The 4,615-nt window shown below is 47.5% G+C and carries 5 protein-coding genes; all 5 read left to right on the top strand.

What is annotated here, in order from left to right; translation table 11 throughout:
- On the top strand, nucleotides 1-2,232 hold a 2,232-nt coding region (leuS, locus tag V5298_RS17100), incomplete at its 5' end, for a leucine--tRNA ligase (protein ID WP_332932645.1).
- Nucleotides 2,232-2,753: an LPS assembly lipoprotein LptE gene (lptE, locus tag V5298_RS17095; RefSeq protein ID WP_332932644.1), complete on the top strand. Its 522-nt coding sequence runs from the start codon at nucleotides 2,232-2,234 to the stop codon at nucleotides 2,751-2,753. The genes leuS and lptE, both read left to right, overlap by 1 nt.
- Before the next feature lie 5 nt (nucleotides 2,754-2,758).
- Nucleotides 2,759-3,793: a DNA polymerase III subunit delta gene (gene holA, locus V5298_RS17090; RefSeq protein WP_332932643.1), complete on the top strand. Its 1,035-nt coding sequence runs from the start codon at nucleotides 2,759-2,761 to the stop codon at nucleotides 3,791-3,793.
- A gap of 78 nt (nucleotides 3,794-3,871) precedes the next feature.
- Entirely contained in the window at nucleotides 3,872-4,192 is a 321-nt protein-coding gene (rsfS, locus tag V5298_RS17085; protein ID WP_332932642.1) for a ribosome silencing factor, read from the top strand.
- Between the two features lie 81 nt (nucleotides 4,193-4,273).
- Nucleotides 4,274-4,615, top strand: a 342-nt coding sequence (rlmH, locus tag V5298_RS17080) for a 23S rRNA (pseudouridine(1915)-N(3))-methyltransferase RlmH (RefSeq protein WP_332932641.1), incomplete at its 3' end; no start/stop codon positions are given.

Genomic DNA, 4,615 nt, shown 5'->3' with positions numbered 1-4,615 from the left:
GTGGCAACCTGTAAACCCGACTACTACCGCTGGGAACAATGGTTTTTCACCCGTCTGTACGAAAAAGGCCTGGTATACAAGAAAAACTCAACGGTTAACTGGGATCCCGTGGACCAAACCGTGTTGGCTAACGAACAGGTTATCGACGGTCGCGGATGGCGCTCAGGGGCGTTAGTGGAACAAAAAGAAATTCCCCAATGGTTTATTAAAATCACCGATTATGCCGATGAATTGCTCAGTGACTTGGAGCAATTAAGTGATTGGCCTGATCAAGTTCGCGCCATGCAAGCCAACTGGATTGGCCGTTCTGAAGGGGTAGAAATTACCTTTAAACTTACCCAGCCCGCTGGCAGCGTAGAGTCGTTGACCGTTTATACCACCCGCCCGGATACCTTTTTTGGCGTAACCTACGTGGGCGTAGCCGCCCAACATCCCGTTGCCGAATTTGCCGCCGCCAATAACCCCGAATTAGCCGCGTTCATTGAAGAATGTAAAAATACCAAGGTAGCGGAAGCAGAATTGGCTACCATGGAGAAAAAAGGCTGTGCCACCGGCCTTACCGTGGTGCACCCTCTTACCGGAGAAGAAGTGCCGGTATGGGTAGCTAACTTCGTACTTATGGATTATGGCTCAGGTGCCGTTATGGCCGTACCCGGGCATGACCAGCGCGACTGGGAATTTGCCACAAAATATGATCTGCCAATAAAACAGGTTATTGCGCCCAGTAAAGACAGTGAGGAGCCTTGCGATCTCAGCCAAGCCGCCTACACCGAAAAAGGTACCTTGATTAACTCAGGTGAGTATGATGGCCTCCCATTTGAAGATGCCTTTAACGCCATTGCCGATGCGCTGATTAATAACGGCTGTGGAAATAAGAAGGTCAATTATCGACTGCGGGATTGGGGCGTAAGTCGCCAACGTTACTGGGGCGCACCGATCCCCATTTTAAATCTGGAAAACGGAGAATCCGTTCCTGTGCCAGAAAGTGAGCTTCCGGTTGTTTTACCTGAAGATGTGGAAATGGACGGTGTTATCTCCCCTATAAAAGCCGACCCACAATGGGCAAAAGCTACCTATCAGGGTGAGCCTGCATTACGGGAAACCGATACCTTTGATACCTTCATGGAATCATCTTGGTATTACGCCCGCTACGCCTGTGCGCAAAATGACACCGCAATGCTCGATCCCGCCCAGGCCAATTATTGGTTACCGGTGGATCAATATATCGGGGGTATTGAACACGCAATTTTGCACCTTTTATATTCCCGCTTCTTCCACAAATTATTACGTGATGAGGGCTTGGTCGATTCTGATGAACCTTTCAAGCGGCTGTTATGTCAAGGCATGGTATTGGCAGACTCTTATTACAGCGAAGACGAAAGCGGCAAGAAAACCTGGTATTCGCCACTGGATGTGTCCACGGAAAAAGATGAAAAAGGCCGTATTGTCAAAGCCTGGCTAACCAAAGACGGTACCCCTGTGCAACACGGCGGCATGACGAAAATGTCCAAGTCGAAAAATAACGGCATCGATCCTCAAGCCGTTATTGATTTATACGGTGCCGATACGGTGCGCTTATTTACCATGTTTGCAGCACCACCAGAACAAACCCTCGAATGGGTAGACTCTGGTGTTGAAGGGGCCAACCGCTTCTTAAAACGTATCTGGAAGCTAGTCAATGATCACCTTGCCGTTTCCGGTACGCCGGGAGCCGTTGAAGCCAGTACCCTTAATAAGGCACAGCAGGCACTGCGTCGCGAAGTACATAAAACCATTGCCAAAGTGACCGACGACTTAGGCAGACGGCAAACCTTCAACACCGCGGTAGCCGCTATAATGGAACTGTTAAACCATTTACAAAAAGCGCCGCAAGCGTCAGACACAGATCACGCGATCATGCGTGAAGCGATAGAGGCAGTATTACGCTTACTAAACCCGATAACGCCGCATATTTGTCATCATCTGTGGCAAAAACTCGGCCATAACACCACCATTGAGCAGGCTCCTTGGCCCGTCGCCGACAAAAACGCCATGGTAGAGGCTGAAAAGCTCATTGTGGTACAGGTCAACGGAAAAGTACGGGCGAAAATGACAGTGCCAGCCGATGCCACCAAAGACGCCCTTGAAGCTGAAGCGTTGGCTCAACCCAACGTACAGCAGTTTATTGATGGCAAACAAATCCGCAAGGTCATTGTTGTACCCGGTAAGCTCGTTAACATAGTAGCCAACTAATGCACAAACTACTGATACGTTTATGTCTGTTTACTGCCCTCTTGTCATTAACAAGTTGCGGTTTTCATTTACGGGGTAACCAGGTGTTGCCGCCTTCGGTGAATTTCGTGGCCATGGCGTCAACCCAGGCCCACTCACCCTTGGCCAGAGCCCTGAAAAAGCGGCTAAAGGTGTACAGTATAGAAGCTGGCACTGTTGCCGAGAGTCCTTCTATGAACACCTCAGTACTAATTAATATTGAGCCAGAAAAATTAGAGCGACGGTTGTTGTCGCTCTTTGCCTCTGGACAAGTGGCAGAATACGAATTGATTTATGGCGTGGGTTATACTGTTACCTTCCCAGACAAAGAGCCCATTAAAGCGTATTTTGAAGTATTACGTGATTATCAAGACGATCCAGAGCAAGTGTTGGCGAAATCTCGGGAGCTCGAATTGATTGTAAGCGAAATGCGCGACGAGGCAGCGGATAAGATCATTCGTCGTTTGACCACACAAGCATCTCAATCTACGCCTGAATTGTAGTCATTATGCAAGTGTACCCGAATCGGTTCGAACAAGAATTATCTCATCAGCTCAAGCCCTGCTATTTGTTGTTTGGCGATGAACCTCAGCAAAAATTTGAGATGATAGATGCCCTTCGCCGTCGGGCCAAAGAGGCCGGATTTACCGAACGTACTGTGCTGGTTGCAGACAGTACGTTTAACTGGCAGCAATTGACTGAAGCCACCCAAACGTTGTCTTTATTTTCCTCCCAGCAACTCATTGAATTGGAGCTGCCAACGGGCAAACCGGGAAAAGAAGGCAGCCAGGTGTTACAAAGCATCGCATCCACCCTTGATGCAGATCTAATCTTGTTGGTTCATGGCCCGCGGATCGGTAAGGATGTACAGCGCGGAAAATGGTTTAAAGCCCTTGATGAGATTGGTGTGCATTCAATTTGCTATCCATTGGAAGACAAGCAGCTATTAAATTGGATACAGCAAACCTTACTGAAGTATGGCCTTGACAGTGATCCAACCTGCGTAAAAATGCTCGCGGATATGTGTGAAGGTAATTTACTTGCCGCCAAACAAGAAATTGAGAAGCTCGCCTTAATTTACCCGAACCAAAAAATCACCTCGGATCAAGTGGAAGGGGCCATCGTTGATCAATCCCGGTTCAATATTTTTCAATTAATCGATGTGATGCTCGCTGGCGAGCAATCCCGTTGTATTAAAATGCTCTATCGACTGGAAAGCGAAGGCTTAGAGCCCAACATCGTCATCTGGGCCTTGATAAGAGAATGGCAAACATTATCTAAGCTGAAGTCGTTACAAATAAAAAGTGAGCCCATCAATTGGATGCGCATGGGAATATGGAAGAACAGGCAATCGGTGTACACAGCGGCATTGAACCGCCTAACAGCTGCAGACTTAAATCGCATTCGAGGGGCAATCGAAAACGCGGATTTAGCTTTTAAGCAAAATGTGGTGGTTCGCCCTTTTATTAAACTGGCACACCTTTGTATGCTGTTTATGGGCGTTACTGTGGATTCCATCCCTGTAATTGAAGACCTAAGCTAACGTACTTTAGACAGATTGCGCTACAATTCGCTATAGTGACGTTGTAATGCAATATTTTTGTAAATTTAAGGAGAACTTTTGGAGAGTAAACAGTTCAAACAATTTGTCTTGGACAAAATTGATGACTTAAAAGCTCGAGATGTCATCGAACTTGATGTTAAGGGAAAGTCCACAATCACTGATACCATGATTATTTGCTCAGGTAACTCCAAGCGCCATGTTGTTGCTATTGCGGAAAATCTGCAAGTTGAAATGAAACAGGCTGGACACGCACCGTTGAATATTGAAGGCAAAGATACCGGTGAGTGGGTTTTAGTGGATCTGGGCGATATCATCGTGCATGTAATGCAAGATGAAACCCGTGATTTTTACCAACTTGAAAAATTATGGGGCGAGTGAGTACAAACGCATGTATAGCGTGAGTTCTCCCCGCGGTTAAGCCCTTCACACTTATTATGTATACCGGGATGTTGTAATACGGTGAAAATTCAAATAGTCGCTGTGGGCACAAAGATGCCAGATTGGGTAACTCGGGGCGTGGAAGAATTTACGCGCCGCTTTCCCGGGGATTTCCCCGTGGTCTTCAACGAAATTGCAGCAGGAAAACGAGGTAAGAATGCCGATATACCGCGCATTCTGCAAAAGGAAGGCGAAGCCATGCTTGCCGCTGTTCCTAAAAACCACCGTATCGTGACCTTGGAAGTGACCGGAAAACCCTGGACCACCCCCCAACTCGCCAAACAACTTGAAAACTGGAAAATGGATGGACGGGACGTGAGTTTACTTATTGGTGGACCTGAAGGTTTGGCCCCTGCCTGCATT

The organism is Alteromonas sp. 14N.309.X.WAT.G.H12 (assembly GCF_036697315.1).
GTDB lineage: Bacteria > Pseudomonadota > Gammaproteobacteria > Enterobacterales > Alteromonadaceae > Alteromonas.
The sequence above is the reverse complement of the archived record's forward strand: the minus strand, read 5'-3'. Positions and strand labels throughout refer to the sequence as shown.